Source organism: Vibrio tritonius, from assembly GCF_001547935.1.
Taxonomy (GTDB): Bacteria; Pseudomonadota; Gammaproteobacteria; order Enterobacterales; family Vibrionaceae; genus Vibrio; species Vibrio tritonius.
In genome coordinates this window covers 324,524-347,287 of the sequence record NZ_AP014636.1, presented here as the reverse complement: position 1 = coordinate 347,287, position 22,764 = coordinate 324,524, and the positions used below count along the sequence as shown (strand labels likewise).

Sequence of the window (22,764 nt, the reverse complement as noted above, 5' to 3'; positions counted from 1 at the left end):
CATTCTCGCTGAAACAGCATCTTGAGAATATTTGGGTATAGACAGATTCCGCAAAGATGAAACAAGGATATAAAGCATGAGTAATACTGTTAATACATTGGCTTATACCCAAAGAGAAATGACTGAAGCCGATTTGGATAACGCCTATGCCTTAACACAAGCATTATGTTGGCCCCATCGCCGTGAAGATTGGGCAACCATGCTCCAACTATCCGAAACTATCGTTTTTGAACATGAAGGGCAATTGATTGGCACCGCATGTAGCGTGCTACAGGGTAACTTCGCTAGCATCGGCCTGATTATCATTGCCGACAAGTATCAAGGATTAGGGCTAGGACGCCAATTGATGAATAGCATCATGGATAAAGCAGGAGACAGAAATCTCTTTCTTAGTGCAACGACTGCCGGAAAACCTCTTTACGAAAAACTGGGGTTTCAAGAATATGGCCGAGCAAAACAATTCCAAGGTAATGTCATACATTCGCCAAATAAACTCATAAAACCTTTTACTGGCCTGCGTCCAGCATTAGCAAATGACAAAAATGCGTTACTTGAGCTAATGAATCAGACAGAAGGTATGACCAGAAATAAAGTAGGCGAAGCCATTTTTGATATCGCCCAGCAGATCATGGTGTTAGATCCTGAGGACAAAGTCACTGGGTTTGCTTGTATTCGCCCATTTGGCCGAGGCTTTGCTATTGGGCCAGTCGTGGCACAAAATCAAACTGATGCCATATTATTAATTGAGTCACTTTTAGCACAATACCTTGGTAAATTCGTCCGTATAGACACACCAACCCAGTATAATCTTGAGTCAACACTTCTTGATTGGGGGTTAGAACAAGTTGATGATGTTTCCTTAATGGCGATAGGGCAACCACCGATCAGCACAACAGCGCCATTTTCCTATAGCTTTGTTACACAAGCAATTGGCTAAAGGTGACTGACGAAAGCATTGTAAGATATTACTGAGCCTACTTTGGCTCAGTAATAATGATGCTCGACCCCCCTCTCCAACCCTTTCATTAACAAAACTATTTCCCGCTATTGGTTTGCTAAATCCACACTCTCGAACCAAACTCATTTCATATGCAAAAAATGCCAACGTGTGCGAATAATCTACTAACCATTCACTCTATACTGTGGTTATCCGTTTTCACGTAGCTCAAACATTCATGACCTCAGGTGGCCAATATGTCTTATAAAAAAATGCATTTCCAATCCACTAATAACCAAGGATACCCAGTGGATGATATGCCTAATTTTGAAACACAGAGCCTTCCAGGATACATCGATGGTGTACAAGTCCTACAAATGGCTAAGCCAGAGCGAGTTCAAATTGACTCCATTAGCGATGTCGTTTACTCACAGGTAAAAAAGCTAACCGATAACACATTATTAAGAATGTCACTTCTTATTCCAAGAACTGACCAACCCAAACCCGCTATTCTATTTTTCCCAGGCGGTGGTTTTACCACTTCCGAACGGGGAAAACTGTTGGAATTACGATTGGCATTAGCGCAAGCCGGTTTCGTCGTTGCATCTGCTGAATATCGAGTAGTGCCTGATGTGTTTCCAGCCCCAGTCATTGATGGCAAAACGGCTGTACGCTTTTTGCGAGCTAACGCCAAAGAGTTTGGTATTGATGTCACTCGAGTTGGTGTGCTGGGTAATTCAGCCGGGGGATGGCTTTCCGCAATGCTCGGAACAACCAATCAAATAACGGAGTTTGATCAAGGCTGGTTTAGCGAACACACTTCTGATGTGCAAGCCGCTGCCACTCTTTATGGTATTTCAAATCTACTCAATATTGGTGAGGGTTATGAAGGGAAACATTATCGAACCCATTTACAAGATAATGTCACTGAAGCACTGCTTGTCAATGGCGTTGCGTTTTCCGATCATTTAGGGGGCACTATTAATAGTGATAAAGCCAAAGCCCTATACGCCTCACCAATGGGACATATCCGCCCCGGTTTGCCGCCATTTTTAATCATGCACGGAAGCCAAGACACTCTCGTCTCTCCAGTACAAAGCTCTCAACTTTACCAGACATTACAAGAAGATGGTGTACCGGCCGATTATTACCTGATCGAAGGTGCTGAACATGGTGACTTAAGCTGGTATCAAGATTCAGTAATACAGCTAGTGGTAAATTGGTTCATAAAAACATTGGTTGAAGATCACAACAAACCCGACGATTCTCATCCGGCAGATTCCGCCTCTCTTTAAAAGTGGCTAACAGATATACTCAAGTAACCTCAAGATGCGGTTTCAGCGAGAAGGTCATTTGCGTATAGAAACACAAAAGGGAGCTTCTTGCTCCCTTTCTTTATTCCAGCATTGATCTAATTACATATAGTCAGGCAAATACTGCTCAACAAATTCTTTATCTGCAGGGTATAAGTTATCACGAGGAATATCGCTAATTGGCACCCAGTGTAAACTTTTTTCTGGTGCATTAGCCGTAGGGAAGATCTCTGCCGCAGGTTCCATCACCACGTAATAGCTATCCCCACCGAACTGGTTTTTGCACGTATATTCTCCCAATTTACGCACACCAGACACACCGGTTTCTTCCCATAGTTCACGAATTGCAGCAAATTCACCAGATTCATCATCTTCTACACAGCCACCGGGAAACTCGTAAACCATTCCTTTAGCAACACGATAACGTTGTTGAACTAAGACCGTGCTGCCTTTTATGACAACTGCCATCGATAAGTTTTTCATTGTATCGTCTGCTCCTTGCCAAAATACATTCACGTTAAAAACTCTCGAATACGTTATTCAATAACAGTGCGAAGGAATGTCCATTTCTTCCGTTATTGAGTTTGGTCAGACCCCATCGTTCAAACAGCGAGCTCTGCATGTTGAGGTCCATTAGTTATATTGGTTACTATTTTAATAGCACGAACCTTTTCAATCACCAAGCTTATTACGCAATAAATTTGATATAGAATCCCACCCAATGAGAATCTTTGTAGAATTTACCTAACAAATTCTCACCATATGCGACAACCAACCAGACCCACCTCACATTTTTTTGTTGTATCCGCTAACAAATGCCCCATAGACAATTAGAGTTCATCGCTTCATCAACGTGAAATTTATCTACCCAACAGATCTCTTTGATAACATGTTAGCTCTTATACGAACGTTAATTTGATTCCGGCTATGGTCTCTTGTCGTCACCTTGTTTATCATAGCGTTCATTCAAAACGTATCATTCACCATACCGCCGTCATTACTTATACAACGAGCAGTATCGCAGCAGAGAGCTTTATGTCTTTACTATCAACTCACTATTTTGATCGAAAAAAAGAGCGTTATTGGTTAGAGCTCGCTGTACTCTCATTTGTTATCTCTGTGGGAATGCAATATTTTTCTTTTCCGGCGGCATTCCTACTTGGGCCTATGTTTGCGGCCATTTTATTTGCCCAAAAAAACCGGGTAATGCAACCAGCCAGACCTCTTATTCGCTATTGTCAAAGTACGATCGGCGTTATGATTTCTTTGGCGCTACCAATAGAAGCGTTAAGTAACATTAGCCAGCACTTGATGCTGTTCTTTGGCGGGGTATTTTCGGTGTTAATTGCCAGTACCGTACTGAGTGGAATACTCGCCTACCGTCGAGTGGTGCCGGGCACAGTTGCCATTTGGGGGAGCAGTCCTGGCGCTGCGACCGTTATGACACTCATGGCCCAAGACCACGGAGCGGATGTAAGGCTGGTTGCTTTAATGCAATATTTACGCGTCATTATGGTTTCCCTAGCCGCGGCGTTGGTAACCCACTTTTTTATGCCTGTCAGCGGCTTACCAACAGAACATCACATCCATCTTTATGAACCTATTGTATGGCCAGACTTTATCAATACACTCATACTCATTAGTGTCAGTGTCATAGTAAGCAAGTACCTTAAACTCCCATCCGGTCCATTGATCATCGCTATTGTGTTAGCCATTACGGTCAATTATCTTGGTCTGTTTACTATTGTATTGCCTACCCCTTATCTCTTTTTCTGTTACGCGATTATTGGTTGGAATATTGGTGCTAGGTTCACAGGTGAAGCCACTCGCTATGCGATAAAAATCATGCCAAACATCTGCATTTCCATCCTGCTATTGATCGGCTTTTGCTCACTACTATCACTTGCGCTAGTTCGTTACTTCGATATTGACCCACTAACAGCCTATTTAGCGATGAGTCCAGGTGGCGCAGATTCGATCGCGATCATTGCCTCAACATCGCATAACGTTAATGTCTCTTTTGTTATGGCCATGCAAACCTGCCGTCTATTTTTTATGTTGATTTTTGGTCCGATTCTCGCAACCAAAGCAGCTCAGATCGTTGAACGACTGAAACAAAACTCAACCAAACAAAATTAAGATATCTCGTTGGAATAAAGCAGTGTGAGGCAATGTTAGGTGTTACCTTGAATTATTCATTTTTATGTTATAATTACACTCTCATCAATAATAAACGTTGCCTATGAAAGAATATATTCAACCTATCATAAGAGATCGCTATATCTACATTCTCTCTTTGATACTATGTTTAACTACTTATGGTATCTGTAGTTACTTTGATGTTATGCAGTACTTCACCATCAGCATATATTCTAAATATATGCTCTATGCACTAATGGCAACAGCGTTCCTATACTTGCTCTTTTATTACTTTTATTTGGCTTTTAATTTAACGCCAAACCCTTTCAGAAAATTCAAAGAGAAAATAATACAATTACGTATCTATAAACATGAAATCATTAACCTTGTGCTTATATTTATTTCTCTCTCTTTTGTTTTATCCTGTTTTACATCCCTTAAAACGGCGATATCTCAAATCAACCCATACTACTTAGATCCTTTGTTATCACAAATCGATCTTAAGATTCATTTTGGAATACCACCATGGGAGATTACCCATTTCCTATTCTCTTCAGAATGGGCAACAGCAATCATAAATTTCTTTTATAATATTTGGTTTTTTGTCATTTGGATTTTTTTCTCATATTCAGCTTGCCAGTTTAAAAATCCGGTTCAAAGAGAACAGATGCTCATATCCATATGCTTAGTTTGGTTTATCAACGGTGGCATACTTGCGATACTTTTATCCTCGGGTGGACCTGTATATGCACAACGACTATTTCCTGACATGAGCCAATATAAAGACTTAATGTTACTGCTTGAACAACAGAACCAATATCTACTGCAACATAACGATTTTTTCTATGTTTGGTCGCTAAATACTCAGCAGATGCTTTGGGATTCGTATAGCAGTCAGACGCTCGCGATTGGAGCAGGCATATCAGCCATGCCAAGTGTTCATGTTTCAGCGACAACACTTATCGCTCTGTCGGTAAGTAAAATCAATAAAAATTGGGGAATTATTGCTTGGCTCTATCTTCTTATTATTTTTATCGGCTCAATCCATCTCGGTTGGCACTATGCGGGTGACGGTTACTTGGGATTTATACTAACCGTTGTAATTTGGAAAGCTGTAGGACGATGGCAACTCGGTTATTCGCCCTTAATAACACAATCCTTAAATTGATTGCGACCAAATAGCAAAAAGCATAGCCGAAGCTATGCTTTTCTATTCATTCGCTAAATTATTTATTTTCCAACTTAGGTGAGGCACCATACTGATTAGTATGGCCTTTGCTATCTAACACCATAAAATATAGCAGAATAAATGGACCAACAAACGGAATAAACATAATCAATGAGAACCAGCCAGATTTATCAATATCATGTAAGCGTCTAACCGTTACTGCAAAGTTTGGCAAGACCATTGCCAAAGTGTAGCCTAAAGATAAAAACGCAATGATGGCATTTTCATTTGTAATCATCATTAGCATAAAAAATAGGACCATAACGATGGCGTGAAATAAGCCAAACATCCAATATTCTTTGCGGCGTGCTCGCCCATTAAAATTAAAGCCGTTTTTTATAGCCAAAATATACCAATTCATTTAATTTTCTCTCTTAATAGATAGATCTACTGACGTCATTAGTTGCATATCATTGTTTTTACTCACGGCATAGTTGCACACCAGAAGATAAATTCAGCCAGGTATTGATTCTATTAAGCCGAATAAAATCAATAACTTTTATCTTTTGATGTGTGGGGTTATTCCCCCTGTATTTGGTTGCTCGTGAGAACGAAACGCATCCTATCAATCTTAAGAATTAAAGCAATCACTCAATTCTAAACATTACGTAATTTGGAATACCTGTCTAACCGAACGCATTCTCATTCGACAAATTCATCAATAATTTGCGAGTCACCACAAACTATATACCCAGAGTCTGTGGGCAACTTCCTTATTCATTTATTCCATCGTTAGTAACTTTAAGGTGGCATCAAGATACCGTTCAGTCACCTCATCAACAGATATGGGAGGAAGCTCCATAGTCACATTCAATAATTGCCGTTCATCACACCAAGTACCAAACGACCCCGGAGTGCTGTATCCAACGTTATCGACTAAAGGCAACGAAAACCACGCAGACAGCTGCTGCCCTAATGGTGAGTGGTCAGCCGAATCAACACAGGCTAATGGTTCATGAAAACTAACGACAAAATTAGGGTTTAGTTCATCGATAAGTTCAATCAATGCACGCGTTTCTGGTTCCAATTTTCCAGTTTCACCAGTCAAGAGTTTAACATCGCGCTCATTAGCATGCTGATTCCATCGATATACCGTTCCAGCATCAGACCAATTTTGCGTTGGGAAGCTGCGGTTCAAATCAACTCCACGCCCATTACTGCGAGTGCCAAGTTGATTTCCATCTGGATTCACTGACAGAATCACATGGTGGCGTAACTCTTTTTTAGGTAACGAACGCAGCGCCGCGGATAAAAGTGCAATTGATGCGGTTTCATCACCATGTGTGCCTGCCAAAATTAGCCCCGTACTCTCCGTTACTTTTCCTGCAGAAAAGTAGAGCAATGGAGCCCCAAACGCCGACTGTCCGTATTGGGTTGGCATATCATAAAAAAAACCTCTTTCTGTCCGATGAATCAATTGCCGCATGGCATCTTCCTTAATGTCGCAAATGATATGTAATGACAATTAATCGTAGCCGATCTGCTGCAACTTATTGTCATATCAGGGTATAGTATGCCCACTATGCATATTTTTGGGTCCTACCCAGCCAAGGACGTGTTATGAATCCCAAGCTCAAACTTTCTTTTACCACACTAGTCGCTCTTTCAACTAGCCTAGCCAGCTACTCATCTTTAGCAGCCAATGTTCCAGAGAATACCATTTTAGCTAAAGAACAAACCATTGTTCGAGGTAATGACGCTGAAGCAGCCACTCTTGACCCTATGAAGGCCGAAGGGTTGACAGAAATGCACATTATCCGCGACTTATTTGAAGGCCTAGTGATACAAGATGAAAATGGGAAAGTGGTACCAGGTGTCGCATCTCGTTGGGAAAACAAGGACAACCAAGTTTATACCTTCTATTTACGCAAAAACGCAAAATGGTCTGATGGAACGCCAGTCACCGCCCAAGATTTCGTTTATGCATTAAGAAGAGTCGCAAATCCTGCATCGGCATCGCCTAATGCTTGGTACCTAAAATTGGCATCGATAGAAAATGCAGCAGATATTATTTCAGGCAAGAAACCTGTTGATACCCTTGGCGTCACAGCACTTGATCCTCAAACGTTGCAGTTTACCTTAGATAAGCCAGTCCCCTACTTTATCGCAATGACCGGACATACAGCGATGATGCCAGTACCTGAAGCCGCGATAAAAAAATTCGGTGAAAAATGGGCGCGTCCTGAACATATGGTATCCAATGGTGCATACACACTCACTAAGTGGGTGATCAACGAGCGTATCGAACTCAAACGTAACAAAAATTACTGGGATAACGACCATACCGTCATTAACAAAGTGGTTTATATTCCATTTGAAAACCAAACCTCCGAGATGAATCGTTATCTTACTGGCGAAGTCGATATTACCTCTAATGTTCCTGCGCCAATGGCGACGAAATTAAAGCAAGATCATCCTCAGGATTATCGCGTAACGCCTCTTTTATGCACCTATTACTACGCGTTTAATCTCCAGCATAAACCCTTTGATGATCCTAGAGTAAGACAAGCACTCTCCTACACTATCATGCGTAATGTCATTACAGATGGCATTACCAATGTGGGAAATATACCTGCCTTCACTTTTGCGCATAAAGATGTTGCTGGATTCAAGGCAACCCAACCAGCTTATGCAACGATGACCCAAGCACAACGGGATGAAAAGGCCAAGACGCTACTTAAAGCGGCCGGTTTTGATGAAAAACATCCTTTGAAAGGAACATTACTCTACAACACCAATGAAAGTAACAAAGCAATTGCCGTAGCCATTGCTTCAATGTGGAAGAAGACATTAGGTGCAGATATCACTTTAGAAAATCAAGAATGGAAGTCTTATCTATCATCTCGAAAATCAGGCAATTTCGATATTATGCGTGCCTCATGGTGTGGCGATTACAACGAAGCCTCGACGTTCTTGAATCTTTTTACTACCGATAATGAACGCAACTACGCTTTTTACAAAAATTCGGAGTACGACGCCACAATAAACAAAGCGCAGAAAGCGACAGATGTGGGTGAACGTAATCATTCCAACGATCATGCTGAAGCACTATTAAGCAAAGACATGCCTATCGCACCAATTTACTACTACATGCAACCAAGACTGGTTCGCCCGACCGTCGGAGGCTTCCCTATGCACAACGCTGAGGGGAAAATTTACTCCAAAAATCTCTATATCAAAGCAAAAACTCAATTCACCAAGTAAAACGGATTGTCGTGAAGAATAAATAAGGGAAAGCGCACGCTTTCCCTTAACTCTTTCTATCTGCTTTATATGTAATCTGTAAGTCTTCAATGACTTCAATATCCGCCATACTCATATTCACCACGATAAACTGACTATCACAACGTTCAGTAGTTTCATAATGAGTCACACAGCCGCAAATAGGACAGTGCATAAACTCTGCTTCTTTGTCGCCCCAGATATAACCTTGGGTCGATTGCACATGCGCTGTGATGGTGACTTCACTTTTAGGAAAGTAACTCCAGAGTGCACCATACCGATGGCAAATAGAACAATCACACTTTTTTGCTTCTGTTGGCACCGCAGATAACAACAACTCGATGTTTCCACAATGACATGTTAGCTCCATCATCTATTTCCCTGCGTACCCAATTTGGCTATCTAATCAGATTAGCCATTTAGCTGACGAATAGACTGCTCGATATAAGTTTCGCCCTCGGTAAGCTCAATGATCATTCGATTGATCTGAGTGTGCTCAACCAAAGCAACTAACATACTCGCGACATCTTCTCGAGAGACTTTGCCATAAGGTATCGCCAAGCCCGCTTTAACCAACCCTTTTCCCGATGTATCGGTTAACGTTCCGGGACGAAGAATAACCCAATTTAGGCTCGATTCAGCAAGATAAACATCCGCCAATTTTTTCACTCGCATATAGTTTTCAAATGTCTCAGAGATAAAGTTAGCTCTTCCCGCCTCTGGAAACGCTGACACCAACAAGAATCTCGATACACCAGCTTGTATAGCTGCATCAACTGCCAACTCCAAACCTCGCCCATCAATGGCGTTTGTCATCTCTTCGCCCCCTCTACCACCAGCTCCGGCAGTAAAGATTGCGCAATCGCTCCCTTTCATTAAGGTAGCCAAACTATTCACATCCAGCTCTAGCAGATCGCCTTTCACCGGGTGAGCGCCGCATTCAAGTAACTGCTCACTTTGCTCTGAGAGACGACACATGCCCATCACTTTGTGCTGATTTGCGACCAACTTTGGCACAAGCCAATGCCCTACTTTACCAGCAGCTCCAATTACAAACACCGAGCTCATAGATTCTCCTATCCATATATATACCCAAATGACACCAAGGATTTATGCTCCTTTAAGCATACACCGTTACCGTACCTAAGGCTGAAGATAAGAGCAATTCATTCATATTTAAGGCATATTTTTTATGGATCAGGTACAAATTCTGTCCCCTTACCCTACCGCAGAGAGACATTACACATTGGCAGAATAACGAAGCGTATCCACAACCAAATTGAACGCTGCTGATGACTGACGCCGATTAGGATAGTAAATATGATAGCCCGGAAAAGGCTCGCACCAATCTGTTAGCACTCGAACGAGCCTTCCCTGCGCAACATGCTCTTTAACGATGTCGTCAGGTACATAAGCTAACCCAAAACCATCCAAGGCACCTTGAAGCATTTGGTTGGTGGTATTAAAAGTCAGTTGACCTTCGACATGAACATTGACCTGAGTATCACCATTATCAAACTCCCAAGCGTAAAGCCCGCCATGACTTTGTAGCCGCAAATTAATGCACTGATGATGGACTAAATCAGCTGGCGCCTCTGGTTGAGGATGTTTGGCAAAATAACCTGGAGAACCCACTACCGCCATGCTCATATCAGGGCCAATTTTCACCGCAATCATATCTTTTGCGATTTGATCACCAATACGAACCCCTATATCAAACCGCTGCTCAACAATATTGGTCAAACCATAGTCAATATTAATCTCGAGTTTAATATCGGGATAACGCGCTAATAAAGGAGCCAAGCGCGGCCATAACAACGTATCAGCAGCATGATCATTAGCCGTTATACGAATCGTCCCTGTTGGATTCTCTCGCCAGTCACTCACCGAAGCGATGCTTGAGTCAATCGCCGTAAACATATCAGCGACATCATCAAATAAGGTTTTACCAGCCTCGGTTAAGGACACACTACGAGTCGTACGCATTAATAACCGAACACCGAGTCGTGTTTCTAGCGCTCGAATAGTATGACTTAATGCAGATTGAGACACGCCAAGTTTCGCTGCAGCGCGAGTGAAACTACTTTCGCGCGCCACAGCAATAAAAGCGATGATGTCACTATAATTTTCTCTTGCCATAACAATGACCTAATATTCGTTCGACTTATGCAAATACCCAGATGATCTCAAGATGTAGAGCTCAGAGCTTCATCAACGAGCAACGAGCAACGAGCACAAGTCGAGTTCAATAACGGAAGGAAGGCCATTTCCTTTCAACGTAATTGAGCACGGAAATGGGTATATTAACGAAACTTAAAGCGACGCCAAAATCACACTATCGACAAAATAGCGTATTACTGCTGACATTTTCGCCATCTTTACGATAAATACTGAACTTACCAAAAAGAACCCCATGTAACCTTATGATTATTATATAGATATCAATCATTACTCAGATTATTTATGAGTATAGTTCATTATTAGAATAACGATAATTCATAAATTAAACCTAGCTAATGGCGCCCTCGATGGGTATTTACATTGATGCCAATGAAAGCATCAATGGCAGTGTCACCAAGCTGGCAATGGTCGACAAAGTAAGGCTTTTGCATGGGAAATCCGTATCTTTACCTGTTAATTGGGCAAAGAGTACTGACATACCAGCCACAGGGCAGGCACTCAATGCAACAGCAATAATCAGGAGATTACCGTGAATGTTAAGTGAAAATAACGCAATCAGTACAATACCCGGAAACAACAAATTACGCATAAAAACACTTAACCACGCATAACTGCTCACCCAGATTTTACGAATTTCGACTTGCGCCATTGCCGCTCCCACCAAAATCATCGAAAGTGCGGTATTCATCCCACCAACGTGCCCTAAAGCAGAATGAATCGGTGCTGGTAATCGAATAGAAAAGAGAAAGAACAAACAACCGACAACAGAAGCTATGGTGTTTGGATTGGTTAAGACGTTGATAAGGGCTTTACGGTCAAAACGACCCGAATAGGTAAGCAAACCATGCGTCCAAACAAAAAGACCATTTACGGCAATATAAACCGAACCATAAAATGCCCCAGCGCTTCCAACCAAAGCCATCACCAAAGGTAACCCCATAAAGCCGCAATTGGAGTAAACGGCAGTAAATTGAATTTGTTCGGCGATGGCCTTTTTCTTTAAATGCTGCCCATTAAGTAATAGCTTGCTTAACACAATGTAAAGCAGGTGAATGCCAACCGTTAAGCCAGCCATTAGGGTAAAGTTGTGCCAAAGTTCATCGGTAAAGGGAATTTGAAACGCATTAAAAATCAAACAAGGCATCACGACATAACACAACAACCACGTCAGTCGATCACAGATCGTTTTGTCCAATACTTTGTATTTGACTAGCCCGTAGCCTAGACCCATGAGAAGAAATAACACAATAATTTGATTGATAATAATGCTGATAGCCATGATACCTTGCCTGTGTAAAACCAAGACACCATTATACATTAACGCTCATATCTACTAATGGAATAAAAATTATGAGCAACGCCATTCTATTCACATCTCGTTATATAGTGCATATAAATGGCAGTATGTGCACACAAAATGCAAATATCTAGTTATATCGACTAAATACAGTTGAACTTCAGAGGAAGATTCGAGACTTAAGAGAACCTCAGCACATTCTCGCTCAACCAGCACTTTGTAATGAATTTGGGATTCATGGATAAAATAATCACTTAAATAGAGACACTTTAAATAGGGTTATTGATAAAATTCATACCACTTTTGAGAACCAAATTTAACCTGCAGTTGTCCAAGTGTAAGAGTGTGACACAGTACCAAATGTTGTGCTGTATATTGAGCTTTTTATAGATTTTCACAAAATAGTAACAATAATTAGAGTCAAACTACAGGTTAATAAATACCGCACAGTAAGGGTTCAGCATGTTTAGAGATGATGTCTCAGCTTTTATCGTTATGGCAAAGCAAGAATTGCCTGCGCTAAATGATTTCATCCTGCTGTTTGAGGATGAAGTAAACCAGTTAACTGAAGCGGATATAAAAAGGTTTCACCTAAGAGAGAAGAAACTGCAAGACTTGATAACCGATATTTGCTGGCGTTCTATTAGTATCAATATTGAATACACTGCCCATTTCATTAAAGATGTTGTGGCTCAGTTTCGTGTTACTTTGGTTCCTGAGCGAGTGCTGCATTAGAACCAACAGCCAACACCTATAGCCTGTTGATTTAACTACCCATTTGAATAAACGCCCTTTCATTTTCCAAAATGAAAGGGCGTTTTTATACTCAAGTAACCTCAAGACGCTATTGGGGTATATTGATTCAATTAAATTTCAAACATCACCGCATCGCGCTCTAAGAACGGCCACGACAGTTTATGTGGGTTTTGGTGAGTGTTTTCAGCAAAGAAATAACCAGCCTGAGGAACCATATACACCCTATCGCCGCGCTTAATTTGGTGAGTATCAAAATGGCGATGGGAAAGTCTGACTTCCCAATATTCATCAGACTCCCAACCCACTGGTGCCACTTCAACCCGAACCTCTGCGCCAATGGGCGTTACTGACATCACTTTACCAGGCAACGATGCTTGTTGGTTTTCTTTATCAGAAAGCGTCAATTCATGACTGCGAACATACAGTAGTCCAGTGTGCTTAAATGACGCTTGATCATGGGGAGTAATGAAAGCTGAACCATTACTCCAGTGCTCTGCATTGTCCCATTCACCTTTAAACACGTTCACGCCACCCAAGAAATCAAATACAAAGCGGCTATTAGGCTGGTCATACAAACGTGCAGGTGTATCGACTTGCTCAATGCGACCATTACTCACCACCACCACACGATCTGATAATTCCATCGCTTCATCTTGGTCATGGGTTACAAACACGCTAGTAAAGTTCAGTTCATCATGCAAACTGCGTAGCCAACGGCGTAACTCTTTACGCACTTTTGCATCCAAAGCGCCAAAAGGTTCGTCCAACAATAACACTTCCGGCTGCGTCGCTAACGCCCTAGCTAGAGAAATACGTTGTTTTTGCCCACCGGACAGTTGCTCGGGATAACGTTTTGCCACATGACCTAACTGAACAATGTCAAGCAAGTCTGCCACACGTTTATTGATCTCTTGATTGCTTAAACGCTGTTTGCGTTCCATAACACGTAGCCCAAAGGCGACGTTATCTTCAATCGTCATGTGACGAAACAGCGCATAGTTTTGAAAGACAAAACCCACTCGGCGATCGCGCACATGCAGATTAGTCACATCACGGTCACCGAATTTAATCGTACCTGAATTCGCGTGCTCAAGACCGGCAATAATACGTAATAACGTGGTTTTACCTGAGCCAGATGGCCCCAATAAGCCGATCATTTCACCATCATGAATATCAAGCGATAATGGGGTTAACGCCTGAAACTGACCGAACGTTTTTGAAAGATTCTCAATTGAAATGCTCATGGTGCCACTACTTAATTTTCGTTATCGACAAGTTTGGCGCGCTGTTGACGCCATTCAACAAAGGTCTTTAAACCTAGGGTAATTAAGGCAATGAAGGCCAGCAGTGATGCGCTGGCAAACGCTGCTTCTGATTGATAATCCTCGTACAAAAGCTGCACATGCAGTGGCAATGTGTTGGTTTCGCCACGAATATGCCCAGAGACCACCGATACGGCACCAAATTCTCCAACCGCACGAGCATTCGTTAGGATAACGCCATAAATCAACGCCCATTTAATATTAGGTAAGGTGACTTTACGAAACAGTTGCCACCATGAAGCGCCTAAAATCACGGCAGCTTCTTCGTCGGAACGTCCTTGTTGTTGCATCAGTGGAATCAATTCACGAGCAACAAACGGACACGTTACAAATACCGTCACCAGTACAATCCCCGGCCATGCGAACATGATTTGGATGTCGTGTTCAAACATCCACTCCCCTAGCCAACCGCTGCTGCCATACAGTAACAGGTAGAGTAAACCCGCCACGACGGGAGAAACGGCGAATGGGATATCGATCAGAGTGATAAGAGCCTTGCGACCAGCAAATTCAAAGCGCGTTACAGCCCATGCAAGCAAAACACCAAACACCAAATTGACCGGAACAGTCAAGACCGCCACCAATAACGTTAGCAATATCGCCTTACGCGTATCGGGATCAGATAAATTATCAATATAAGCAGCAAATCCACTGGAAAAAGCGTGCTGAAAAATGCTTAACAGGGGCAATAGTAACAGGACAAAGGAGAGCACTAACGCAAGCGCTATCAAAGTCCATTTAACAACAGGTTTATCGCCCACACGCTGAACAGAAAAGGTCTTCATTTTTACTCTCCTAACGCCCATGAATCCGACGCAGGTAGCGTCCCTGCCACAAGTTTATAGCAAACAGCAACAGGAGAGATGCCATCAGAACTACAGAAGCGATGGCACTAGCGCCCGCAAAATCAAACTCTTGGAGCTTAACAAAGATCATTAGCGAGGTAATTTCACTGACGTAAGGCATGTTGCCCGCAAGGAAAATAACTGCACCGAACTCTCCAAGGCTACGGGTAAATGACAGTGCAACCCCCACCAGCAAAGCGGGCCACAAAGACGGGAAAATAACACGGCGAAATACCTGCCAATCGGAAGCGCCCAACGTCATTCCTGCTTCTTCTTCCTCGATAGAGAGTTCTTCAAGAACAGGCTGCACAGTGCGAACCACAAACGGAATACTGGTAAACGCCATGGCCACGATAATACCAAGTGGCGTGTAGGCGACCTTGATGCCAATCGCTGCAAGCATCTGCCCTAAAGGGCCATTGGCTGAATAAAGAGTTGCAAGCGTGATCCCAGCCACCGCCGTTGGCAAAGCAAAAGGTAAATCAACCAACGAATCTAATAGACGTTTGCCAGGGAAATCGTAACGTACAAGAACCCAAGCCAATAACAAACCAAAGAAGCCGTTAAATACAGAAGCAATTAACGCGCCCCACACAGTCACTTTATAACTGGCAACCACTCGAGGGTCGGAAATGACAAACCAATATTCCGACCACGTCATCTGACTGGTTTGGGCAATCAGTCCTGTGATGGGAAGAAGTAAAATTAAACTAACAAACAGCAGTGAAATCCCAAGGCTCAACCCAAACCCAGGTAACACTCGCATCGTTTTAGGGCGGGAGGCTGATGAAATGGATTGACTCATAATCACTCTTTTTCTATACCAAAGAATAAAATATCCCCGCTTAAGATCATAAGCGGGGAAGGTAACCAATATAAATTAGCGACGTTGCAATTGGTCTAAACGGCCGCCATTGGCAAATTCGGTTTTCATTGCATTGTTCCAACTACCAGCAATTTGCTCAACGGTCAGCAATTCCACTTTAGGAAAATGATCGGCAAATTCGCTCACGACTTTGTCGTTGTGCACGCGGTAGTTGAAACCCGCAAGTAGACGCTGCGCATCTTCACTGTATAGGTAAGATAGATACTCTTTTGCGACATCCAATGTGCCATTACGTTTTGCGTTACGCTCAACCACAGCGACTGGAAACTCTGCCAAAATTGAGGTTTTAGGTACCACAACTTCGTATTTATCCGCACCGTATTGATTGCGAATGTTATTAACTTCTGATTCGAAAGTAATCAGCACATCACCGATACCACGCTCAACAAAAGAAGTAGTGGCACCGCGGCCGCCGGTATCAAACACAGCCACATGTTTTAAGAAGGTTTTGAGATATGAATCCTGTTGAGCAATATTGTCTTTACCAAAGGTTTTTTGCGCATAACCCAAAGCAGCAAGGTAAGTATAACGACCATTACCGGATGTTTTTGGATTAGGGAAAACGGAAGAGACATCATCTCGAGCCAAATCGCCCCAGTCTTGAATGTGTTTGGGATTACCTTTACGCACCAAAAATGCCGTTGTGGAGTAGTAAGGTGAGCTGCTGTTTGGCAATAGTTCTTTCCAGTTAGCTGGAATGAGGTGACCACGGTCAGCCAGAATTTGCACGTCGGTTACTTGGTTAAACGTCACAACATCAGCACGTAACCCTTGCAGAATTGAACGAGCTTGAGCCGATGAACCTGCGTGAGATTGCTTGATCTCCACCGTTTTACCGGTCTTTTCCTGCCAATGCTTTTGGAACACAGGGTTATAGCTTGCGAACAATTCACGAGCAATATCATAAGAGGAGTTGAGCAGAGTTTGGTCTGCAGCAAAAGCAGATGTCATGCTTCCTGCAAATAACACTGCACTTAAAAGGGATTTGGCAAAATGACTTTTCATGATTACTCCGTGATCACGGTAAAATAGTGCGATAACAGAGAGATAGATTATGGTAAATGAATAGAATAATAAAACGAATCAATATAACCTTTTGGAATATTTTCAGCTTATTAATTGTATTCTTAAGTAACAAATGATTAGGAAAATTCGGATTTAAAGCCACTGACAGGGTGTACTCTCACGATCGACCGCTTTATTATTGGTGCTTTGCATCCCTCCCTTAACAACGGAATAAAGGAACCCTAACGTGGCACAATTTCCCTCCATTGAATCTTTTGTTGGCAACACGCCTCTGGTACGTCTGCAACGATTAAATACCGAACCCACTAGCACCGTTTTGGTCAAGCTGGAAGGCAACAACCCAGCAGGCTCGGTAAAAGATCGTCCGGCGCTTAATATGATTCTACAAGACGAAGCAAGAGGTGAAATTCAACAAGGTGACACCATCATCGAAGCCACCAGCGGTAACACGGGTATTGCTTTAGCCATGGCAGCGGCAATCAAAGGCTACAAGATGATTCTGATCATGCCGTCGAATTCAACCCAAGAACGGGTTGATTCCATGAAAGCTTACGGTGCAGAGCTGATTCTGGTTGAAGGCATGGAAGTTGCTCGTGATCTCGCCTTGCAAATGCAAGCTGAGGGCAAAGGAAAAGTGCTAGACCAATTTAATAACCCAGATAACCCAGATGCCCATTTCAAAACTACAGGGCCAGAGATCTGGCAACAAACCGAAGGGACTATCACTCACTTTGTTTCCAGCATGGGCACCACTGGCACAATAATGGGGGTTTCTAAGTATCTAAAATCGCAAAGTGAAGCAGTGCAAATTGTCGGCTTACAACCAGCAGAAGGCAGTTCAATTCCAGGAATTCGCCGCTGGCCCAAAGAGTATCTGCCCGGTATTTTTGATGCAGCTCGCGTTGACCAAGTGCTTGATGTAGAAGAAGCCGACGCCAAACAAACCGCCCGTGAACTCGCTCGCGAAGAAGGTATTAGTGCGGGGGTAAGTTCTGGTGGTGCAGTTTATGCGGCGCTACAAATCGCAAGACAAAACCCCGGCTCTGTTGTGGTCGCTATCATTTGTGACCGTGGTGATCGCTACCTTTCATCTGGTCTATTCTCTTAAGTAAAGTTAACCACTTAACGTCTTGTTAAGCCGCCAAAAACCGCATTAAGAAAAAGCAAGCCACCGAATCTAGGGTGGCTTTTTTGTCATTAAACTCTTTATTTTGAGCGTTTTTAACACAAAAAAACAGGCACATTCACATAGAAAAAACTACAAACACTTAAGTGATTGTAGTTATTGTGTTAGAGTCGATGTATTCAAATCGGTGCCTTGCCTATGAGCGAATACCTTCTCGTTGAAACAGCATCTTGAGGTTACTTGGGTATAAAGGCTGTGATGAATACGTTCACACACATGTTTAGGTAACAAAGAATGATGACGTTAAATGAAGTAATAGAACAAGAACAGCAATTGCAACTGCCTCGTTTCAATAACGACATAGCTTGGCAGCTAGGGTTGAAAATCAAAGAGCTGGCAGAATCTCGTCAACAGGCGGTGGTGATTGAAGTGTATGCTTTTGGACAAACACTTTTTCAATACGCGATGCAAGGCACCTGTGCGGATCATTTAGACTGGATGCAACGTAAGCGCAACACGGTATTACGCTACAACAAAAGCAGTTATCAACTGGCGTTATACAATCAATCTAAACAGCGCATTTTTGAAGAAATGCCACACATAGACAATCAAACATATTGTGCCCATGGTGGCGCTTTCCCAATCCGCATTCAGGGTAGCGGCCTTATCGGAACCATTACCACATCCGCATTAAGCGCCGAAGACGATCACGCTCTCGTTGCTGAGGCTCTTACCGCGATTAAGCATGAGTTGGAACACGTCAAATATTGAACCGCAAGCTCATTGCAGGACAACAGAGCTTCGAAAATGAAAAACCGTGAATATTGATCTTCACGGTTTTTGAAGTCATACAATTAACGACTCAATAGCTCTGGCTTTTTAATCCACTTAATCAAAGTTGCACTACAACATAAGATAATCAGTGTTGCTGGTAGCCCACCTAAATTGGACAAAGATTTAACTCCTGATACTCCTACGGTACTGACCATGATCCAAGAGACCAAACCAATCAATACCCCCCAAAGAACTTTGATTCCCATGCCTGTATTATCTTGAGATTCAGAATTGAAATCCTTAACACATAAATCGCCAATGGCATCAGTACTTGAATCTGCTGCAGTGACATACGAAACAAACGAGACAAATACCAGAATAAGGGTGGACACTAGGCCTAATGGCAGCTTACCAAAAATATGATAAAGGAGTTGTTCAATACCCTCCTCGTTTAAAATTGCATATAAAGCACCACCTGAACTTTGGTCCATGAAAATTGCTGTACCGGAAAAAACCGCAATCCAAAGTAGAATAAACAAGCTAGGTAAAATCACATTCACCATGATGAACTCACGCACTGTATAACCGCGCGCTATTTTCCCTAAAAACATTGCGGTAATCGGTGCCCATGCAAACCATACAGCCCAATAGAAAACACTCCATGATTGTGGCCAAGGGTCATTTGCAGCTTGCCCTGTAAACAAACTTAATCGGAAGAAGTTTTCTAGGTAAGCCCCAAACCCTTCCACACCAATACCCAAAATATATTGAGTTGGGCCAAAGAGAAAAACAAACGTAAACAGAGCAATTAACAACCAAAAGTTCACCATCGAAAGGCGTGCAATTCCTTTGATTAAGCCACTCGCGGCAGAGAAAACGAACACCGCAACAATAATGGCGATCACAATGCCTAATGACCATGCATTGCGTTCGATTGGTAAGAATTGACTGATCCCACCAACCAGAGTTAAAGCACCAGTTCCCAACGAAGAGGCCATACCAACAACCAACGAGTACAGCGCCAAAGCATCGATGATGTCACCGCGCTTGCCATTCACTAGATTACCCAACACAGGTTTAAGTGAACTGGTGATCGAAAATGGCATTTTTAGATTGTAAAACGCCAAGGCAAAAATCAACCCAGGAACAGCATAAATAGCATACGGTGTCGGCCCCCAATGTAAAAACATTGCTGAAAGCGCAAATAGAATCGCATTAGGACTATTCGGCTCAATACCTAAACTCTTCGGTGGCGTATGCAGGTGATAAAGTGGTTCGGCCGTAGTCCAAAACAGCACGCCAACAGCCAAAGTGGTACACAATACAATCATGAACCAACGTATTTTCCCTATCCGAGGCTTTGCATTGTCACCTCCAATCCGAATATCCCCTAGCTTTGAACAGTAGGTAACCACGATTAATAGCAGCAGATAGAAACTACCTAAACTAAACAGCCATGAAAAATGCTCTAGAACAAATCCGTTCGCTAAGTTGGTATAGTGAAGAAACTCGTCTAGGTCGACCAAACTAAATATCAACGCACCGACTAATATCAAAAATGTTGGAAAGAAGACCAACGGTCGAAGTGATTTCAACATCCTAATAATCCCTTATTGGTTAAATTAAACACCCGTTCGTTTAATGGTTTCTTCAAATTGCTTTTCGAATACCACTTGATCGTCTTCTAGGGCTTGCCAATGAGCAGTGATATAAAAAAAGTTATAGTCACATCGCATATGATAATGAGCTGTAAGACCAGTCCACCAACCTTCACGCCCCATATCTAGTTCATAAAACAGCTCTGATTCAGCAGATAACGGGTTTTCAGGGTGAATGGTTTGCAGTTGCTTCATCCGTAAATCGATCTCAGTATCACAAGAATCAAAATGTTGACGCCCGAAATCATCCGTAGTTTCTAAGCACACTTTCCCACTTTTGTAATCATGATGAACAACACGTTGGCTATCGTATGGACGTAAACTTTGGCCAGCATAGCTAACAGGTTTATCATAACTAGGCGGCGTAATTTCACTGGTCCATTCAGAACGAGAGGGCACCGTAACTTCACACCCTGCAGGGTCAAGCGTGACAGTTGGTCGATCAGCAGATGGCCAAATCAAAGGCCAATAAGCCGTAGAAATGGAAATACGAAGACGATGTCCAGCAGGAACTAAATAAGCAACATTATTAACAGGCACTGTAACGTCATAAGCCCTATCATTATCTAACCGTTCAAATCGGGAATGGTTATCTTGATGATTTAAGTTCCAAGTGCCAACACTGATGCGAGTTGATGCGCCATCGGGATGAACATCACATACACGAATAGCGAGTTGCGCAGTAGGCTTATCGACCATGATCCTCAACTTTGCCAGCACCTGACCAGTTATCGCTAATGGCTCTGCTAATGGTGCAGTATCAAAGGTTAACGAACCAGCATCGTCTGCACGCTGGTCTGCGGGTTGCTCCATGTCTTGACGAATACCGACACATAGACGCCCACCATTAAGTCCGGTAGATTGAGGTGAACAAATTGATTGTTTTGGCGCTGCCGGGTTAAGAGTCTGAACCAAACGCCCATCGTCTAAATAGAACGATAGGGTATGAGTGCGTGGCGATGGCCATGTCGGCTCACTTATCCATTGTCCCGGACGATGATCATAATCCGTCTGCGGACGTACGCTATCTTGCAAGTAGTATGTGAGTTGTGGTTCTTCATCAATACCGTTTTTAATGTCTTTTAACCATCGATCCCACCAGCGAACTGACTCTTTAACGTAATCCATTTTAGGGTTTGGATACGCAATATTTGGGTATTTATGAGCCCAGGGACCAACAAGACCTTTGCGTGGTCCATCCAAATTAGCCAGCAAACTAAATACCGTATTACGATAGTTATCAGCCCATCCACTCATCGCATAAACTGGAATTTTAATATTAGAATAATCTTCACACACTGAAGCATGCTTCCAATAATCGTTACGAAGTTGCTCTGTAAGCCAAGGCTTGGCCAAAAATGGCATGTTCTCAAACCGCTTAAGCCACAGTTTTTTCCAATCGTCACCAACCAGTGCTTTATCAGGAGCTCGCCCCTGAGCATAAGCCCAAAAGAATGATGCCCAATCTAAATTGTCATTTAATAGGCAGCCCCCCATAAAGTGAATGTCATCGCGATAACGGTCATCCGTAGAACATTGTGTAATAATCGCTTTCAATGCTGGCGGGTTAAGCGCAGCTAACATGAGAGAGTTAAATCCTCCCCAAGAAATCCCTACCATGCCGACATTGCCATCACACCAAGGCTGAGACGCAATCCAAGCAATGGTATCTTGCCCATCTTGTAATTCTTGAGCGGAGTACTCATCATCAAATAGCCCCTGAGATTCGCCGCAACCTCGAATATCAACCCGAATACATGCGTACCCATGCTTAGCTGTTTGAGGCATAGTAATTTCATCACGAACAATGGTTCCATCATTTTTACGGTAAGGCAAAAACTCCAAAATTGCAGGGACAGGGTTTTGTTCGGCGTCTTTAGGCATCCATGCTCGATAGGCCAACTGAGTGCCATCGGGTAGAGTGAGCATTGCATGGTGAATTTCATGAATATCGTTCATCTAAAAGCGTCCAATCATTAAAAAAATGAACGTTTTATATTAGGGCGCTCAATTTGAGAGTAAAACTCTATTTTGTTAAAGTAACTGAACTAAAA

21 protein-coding genes are annotated in these 22,764 nt (G+C 42.7%); 8 read left to right on the top strand and 13 right to left on the bottom strand.

Going from position 1 to position 22,764, the window contains the following annotated elements:
* The first annotated feature begins 76 nt into the window (after nt 1-76).
* Both JCM16456_RS16705 and JCM16456_RS16700 read left to right on the top strand, forming a co-directional pair.
* A complete protein-coding gene (locus JCM16456_RS16705) occupies nt 77-937 on the top strand; it encodes a GNAT family N-acetyltransferase (protein ID WP_068716617.1) in 861 nt (286 codons plus the stop codon).
* Between the two features lie 257 nt (nt 938-1,194).
* Nucleotides 1,195-2,232: an alpha/beta hydrolase gene (locus JCM16456_RS16700; protein ID WP_197655234.1), complete on the top strand. Its 1,038-nt coding sequence runs from the start codon at nt 1,195-1,197 to the stop codon at nt 2,230-2,232.
* Nucleotides 2,233-2,352: 120 nt separating this feature from the next.
* Here JCM16456_RS16700 and JCM16456_RS16695 read toward each other — a convergent pair whose 3' ends face one another.
* The gene (locus tag JCM16456_RS16695; RefSeq protein ID WP_068716615.1) at nt 2,353-2,733 is read right to left on the bottom strand and encodes an NUDIX hydrolase; all 381 of its coding nucleotides are present in this window, start codon (nt 2,731-2,733) and stop codon (nt 2,353-2,355) included.
* A 444-nt stretch (nt 2,734-3,177) separates the two neighbouring features.
* Between JCM16456_RS16695 and JCM16456_RS16690 the strand changes: the two genes are divergently transcribed.
* Together JCM16456_RS16690 and JCM16456_RS16685 are read left to right on the top strand one after the other, a co-directional pair.
* Nucleotides 3,178-4,389: an AbrB family transcriptional regulator gene (locus JCM16456_RS16690; protein ID WP_068716613.1), complete on the top strand. Its 1,212-nt coding sequence runs from the start codon at nt 3,178-3,180 to the stop codon at nt 4,387-4,389.
* Between the two features lie 103 nt (nt 4,390-4,492).
* Complete coding sequence (locus tag JCM16456_RS16685; protein WP_082712347.1) at nt 4,493-5,557, top strand: phosphatase PAP2 family protein; 1,065 nt, start codon at nt 4,493-4,495, stop codon at nt 5,555-5,557.
* A 58-nt stretch (nt 5,558-5,615) separates the two neighbouring features.
* On the opposite strand, the gene JCM16456_RS16680 is transcribed toward JCM16456_RS16685, so the two are convergent.
* Together JCM16456_RS16680 and mpaA are read right to left on the bottom strand one after the other, a co-directional pair.
* The gene (locus tag JCM16456_RS16680) at nt 5,616-5,978 is read right to left on the bottom strand and encodes a DUF805 domain-containing protein (RefSeq protein ID WP_068716609.1); all 363 of its coding nucleotides are present in this window, start codon (nt 5,976-5,978) and stop codon (nt 5,616-5,618) included.
* 360 nt (nt 5,979-6,338) lie between these two features.
* On the bottom strand, nt 6,339-7,043 hold the full coding sequence (gene mpaA, locus JCM16456_RS16675) for a murein tripeptide amidase MpaA (protein ID WP_068716606.1): 705 nt from the start codon (nt 7,041-7,043) through the stop codon (nt 6,339-6,341).
* 134 nt (nt 7,044-7,177) lie between these two features.
* On the opposite strand from mpaA, the gene JCM16456_RS16670 reads away from it, so the two are divergent.
* Nucleotides 7,178-8,821 carry a peptide ABC transporter substrate-binding protein gene (locus JCM16456_RS16670; protein WP_068716604.1) on the top strand — a complete coding sequence of 548 codons (1,644 nt, stop codon included), beginning with the start codon at nt 7,178-7,180 and terminating at the stop codon, nt 8,819-8,821.
* 46 nt (nt 8,822-8,867) lie between these two features.
* Here the strand turns inward: JCM16456_RS16670 and JCM16456_RS16665 are convergent, their stop codons facing one another.
* The 4 genes from JCM16456_RS16665 to JCM16456_RS16650 form a co-directional block, all read right to left on the bottom strand.
* On the bottom strand, nt 8,868-9,212 hold the full coding sequence (locus tag JCM16456_RS16665) for a GFA family protein (RefSeq protein WP_231894469.1): 345 nt from the start codon (nt 9,210-9,212) through the stop codon (nt 8,868-8,870).
* Between the two features lie 38 nt (nt 9,213-9,250).
* Complete coding sequence (locus JCM16456_RS16660) at nt 9,251-9,907, bottom strand: NAD(P)-binding oxidoreductase (RefSeq protein WP_068716600.1); 657 nt, start codon at nt 9,905-9,907, stop codon at nt 9,251-9,253.
* Nucleotides 9,908-10,078: 171 nt separating this feature from the next.
* Nucleotides 10,079-10,978 carry a LysR family transcriptional regulator gene (locus JCM16456_RS16655; RefSeq protein ID WP_068716598.1) on the bottom strand — a complete coding sequence of 300 codons (900 nt, stop codon included), beginning with the start codon at nt 10,976-10,978 and terminating at the stop codon, nt 10,079-10,081.
* Nucleotides 10,979-11,375: 397 nt separating this feature from the next.
* Nucleotides 11,376-12,299, bottom strand: a complete 924-nt coding sequence (locus JCM16456_RS16650; RefSeq protein WP_162266552.1) for an AEC family transporter — start codon at nt 12,297-12,299, stop codon at nt 11,376-11,378.
* Nucleotides 12,300-12,779: 480 nt separating this feature from the next.
* On the opposite strand from JCM16456_RS16650, the gene JCM16456_RS16645 reads away from it, so the two are divergent.
* Entirely contained in the window at nt 12,780-13,052 is a 273-nt protein-coding gene (locus JCM16456_RS16645; protein WP_068716594.1) for a hypothetical protein, read from the top strand.
* A gap of 131 nt (nt 13,053-13,183) precedes the next feature.
* On the opposite strand, the gene JCM16456_RS16640 is transcribed toward JCM16456_RS16645, so the two are convergent.
* The 4 genes from JCM16456_RS16640 to cysP all read right to left on the bottom strand — a co-directional run bounded on the left by JCM16456_RS16640 (nt 13,184) and on the right by cysP (nt 17,131).
* A complete protein-coding gene (locus JCM16456_RS16640) occupies nt 13,184-14,317 on the bottom strand; it encodes a sulfate/molybdate ABC transporter ATP-binding protein (protein ID WP_068716592.1) in 1,134 nt (377 codons plus the stop codon).
* A gap of 11 nt (nt 14,318-14,328) precedes the next feature.
* Nucleotides 14,329-15,180, bottom strand: coding sequence for a sulfate ABC transporter permease subunit CysW (gene cysW, locus JCM16456_RS16635; protein ID WP_068716590.1), 852 nt, complete (start codon nt 15,178-15,180; stop codon nt 14,329-14,331).
* 10 nt (nt 15,181-15,190) lie between these two features.
* The gene (gene cysT, locus JCM16456_RS16630) at nt 15,191-16,045 is read right to left on the bottom strand and encodes a sulfate/thiosulfate ABC transporter permease CysT (RefSeq protein ID WP_068716588.1); all 855 of its coding nucleotides are present in this window, start codon (nt 16,043-16,045) and stop codon (nt 15,191-15,193) included.
* Between the two features lie 75 nt (nt 16,046-16,120).
* Complete coding sequence (cysP, locus tag JCM16456_RS16625; RefSeq protein ID WP_068716586.1) at nt 16,121-17,131, bottom strand: thiosulfate ABC transporter substrate-binding protein CysP; 1,011 nt, start codon at nt 17,129-17,131, stop codon at nt 16,121-16,123.
* A gap of 247 nt (nt 17,132-17,378) precedes the next feature.
* Between cysP and cysM the strand changes: the two genes are divergently transcribed.
* Complete coding sequence (gene cysM, locus JCM16456_RS16620) at nt 17,379-18,260, top strand: cysteine synthase CysM (protein WP_068716584.1); 882 nt, start codon at nt 17,379-17,381, stop codon at nt 18,258-18,260.
* A 312-nt stretch (nt 18,261-18,572) separates the two neighbouring features.
* Nucleotides 18,573-19,049 (top strand): heme-degrading domain-containing protein, encoded by a 477-nt coding sequence (locus JCM16456_RS16615; RefSeq protein ID WP_068716582.1) that lies wholly within the window; start codon nt 18,573-18,575, stop codon nt 19,047-19,049.
* Nucleotides 19,050-19,132: 83 nt separating this feature from the next.
* Here the strand turns inward: JCM16456_RS16615 and JCM16456_RS16610 are convergent, their stop codons facing one another.
* Together JCM16456_RS16610 and JCM16456_RS16605 are read right to left on the bottom strand one after the other, a co-directional pair.
* The gene (locus tag JCM16456_RS16610; RefSeq protein ID WP_068716580.1) at nt 19,133-20,650 is read right to left on the bottom strand and encodes a BCCT family transporter; all 1,518 of its coding nucleotides are present in this window, start codon (nt 20,648-20,650) and stop codon (nt 19,133-19,135) included.
* Between the two features lie 24 nt (nt 20,651-20,674).
* Nucleotides 20,675-22,669, bottom strand: a complete 1,995-nt coding sequence (locus JCM16456_RS16605) for a CocE/NonD family hydrolase (protein WP_068716578.1) — start codon at nt 22,667-22,669, stop codon at nt 20,675-20,677.
* Nucleotides 22,670-22,764 lie beyond the last annotated feature (95 nt).

Excerpts from the sequence above, each read along its gene's own strand:
- JCM16456_RS16705 (WP_068716617.1), top strand. The coding sequence starts at position 77 with ATGAGTAATACTGTTAATACATTGGCTTATACCCAAAGAGAAATGACT.
- JCM16456_RS16700 (WP_197655234.1), top strand. The coding sequence starts at position 1,195 with ATGTCTTATAAAAAAATGCATTTCCAATCCACTAATAACCAAGGATAC.
- JCM16456_RS16695 (WP_068716615.1), bottom strand. The coding sequence starts at position 2,733 with ATGAAAAACTTATCGATGGCAGTTGTCATAAAAGGCAGCACGGTCTTA.
- JCM16456_RS16690 (WP_068716613.1), top strand. The coding sequence starts at position 3,178 with ATGGTCTCTTGTCGTCACCTTGTTTATCATAGCGTTCATTCAAAACGT.
- JCM16456_RS16685 (WP_082712347.1), top strand. The coding sequence starts at position 4,493 with ATGAAAGAATATATTCAACCTATCATAAGAGATCGCTATATCTACATT.
- JCM16456_RS16680 (WP_068716609.1), bottom strand. The coding sequence starts at position 5,978 with ATGAATTGGTATATTTTGGCTATAAAAAACGGCTTTAATTTTAATGGG.
- mpaA (WP_068716606.1), bottom strand. The coding sequence starts at position 7,043 with ATGCGGCAATTGATTCATCGGACAGAAAGAGGTTTTTTTTATGATATG.
- JCM16456_RS16670 (WP_068716604.1), top strand. The coding sequence starts at position 7,178 with ATGAATCCCAAGCTCAAACTTTCTTTTACCACACTAGTCGCTCTTTCA.
- JCM16456_RS16665 (WP_231894469.1), bottom strand. The coding sequence starts at position 9,212 with ATGATGGAGCTAACATGTCATTGTGGAAACATCGAGTTGTTGTTATCT.
- JCM16456_RS16660 (WP_068716600.1), bottom strand. The coding sequence starts at position 9,907 with ATGAGCTCGGTGTTTGTAATTGGAGCTGCTGGTAAAGTAGGGCATTGG.
- JCM16456_RS16655 (WP_068716598.1), bottom strand. The coding sequence starts at position 10,978 with ATGGCAAGAGAAAATTATAGTGACATCATCGCTTTTATTGCTGTGGCG.
- JCM16456_RS16650 (WP_162266552.1), bottom strand. The coding sequence starts at position 12,299 with ATGGCTATCAGCATTATTATCAATCAAATTATTGTGTTATTTCTTCTC.
- JCM16456_RS16645 (WP_068716594.1), top strand. The coding sequence starts at position 12,780 with ATGTTTAGAGATGATGTCTCAGCTTTTATCGTTATGGCAAAGCAAGAA.
- JCM16456_RS16640 (WP_068716592.1), bottom strand. The coding sequence starts at position 14,317 with ATGAGCATTTCAATTGAGAATCTTTCAAAAACGTTCGGTCAGTTTCAG.
- cysW (WP_068716590.1), bottom strand. The coding sequence starts at position 15,180 with ATGAAGACCTTTTCTGTTCAGCGTGTGGGCGATAAACCTGTTGTTAAA.
- cysT (WP_068716588.1), bottom strand. The coding sequence starts at position 16,045 with ATGAGTCAATCCATTTCATCAGCCTCCCGCCCTAAAACGATGCGAGTG.
- cysP (WP_068716586.1), bottom strand. The coding sequence starts at position 17,131 with ATGAAAAGTCATTTTGCCAAATCCCTTTTAAGTGCAGTGTTATTTGCA.
- JCM16456_RS16615 (WP_068716582.1), top strand. The coding sequence starts at position 18,573 with ATGATGACGTTAAATGAAGTAATAGAACAAGAACAGCAATTGCAACTG.
- JCM16456_RS16610 (WP_068716580.1), bottom strand. The coding sequence starts at position 20,650 with ATGTTGAAATCACTTCGACCGTTGGTCTTCTTTCCAACATTTTTGATA.
- JCM16456_RS16605 (WP_068716578.1), bottom strand. The coding sequence starts at position 22,669 with ATGAACGATATTCATGAAATTCACCATGCAATGCTCACTCTACCCGAT.